At 61.8% G+C, this 725-nt stretch carries 1 pseudogene; it reads left to right on the forward strand.

The features are described from left to right. Positions 1–342 precede the first annotated feature (342 nt). Positions 343–546: pseudogene (locus R5W23_RS32870) on the forward strand (IS701 family transposase); the annotation flags it as partial. Between the last annotated feature and the right edge of the window lie 179 nt (positions 547–725).

Raw genomic sequence — 725 nt, forward strand, 5'->3', positions numbered from 1 at the left:
CTTAAACTTTTCGTTATGGTGCTTGGACCGGATTCGCTCTGTTCCGCTGGGGTGTAACCGGTCGGGCGCTCAAACGGCGAGCGGCCAATTGAGTCCCCAGAGCACCGTTCGGTTCGGATAGAGGCGTTCGGTCTCGGCCTCGATCCGATGCTGCTGGAACGTCTCCCACGACCCGTTGAGGTACTCGCTGCGGACATCCAACATCAGTAGTTGCCACAGTGGTTGAGCGGCGCATGAGTTTCCGTTAGGACTTACGCAGTTGGGTTGGCGCAGGATTTGCGCGGGGTGTGTTGTTGGTCTATGATCGGGCCATGAACGCACCACGCGCGCGCCGAGGACTACATCCAATTCCTGATCGCCACGCCTAAGGTGGCGTCGGCCGCGGAAGCCGCGCGAGCCCAACCGGACCATCCGACGGCACCGGCCCATGACGCGTTCACGCGATTGCTGCACCGGCTGGAACCGGACCCGGCGGCGTTGTGGGGCGCGGCCCGGCCCTCGATCCGTGCCGGTGGTGCGCAGGTGCTCGACGACTCGGTGCTGGACGTGAAGTTCCCCACAGAAAGTGGACAGTGTTTAGCAGTGGGTTTGGTTATGCGTCCGCTCGTACTCATCCGGGGCAACGTACCCCAGAGCCGAGTGTCAGCGGATGCGATTGTAGAACGCCTCAATGTACTCGAAGATGCTTGACTTCGCCTCCTCGCGTGTGACGTAGTCCTCGTCGT

Origin of the sequence: Gemmata algarum, from assembly GCF_034097035.1 — a bacterium.
Classification (GTDB): domain Bacteria; phylum Planctomycetota; class Planctomycetia; order Gemmatales; family Gemmataceae; genus Gemmata; species Gemmata algarum.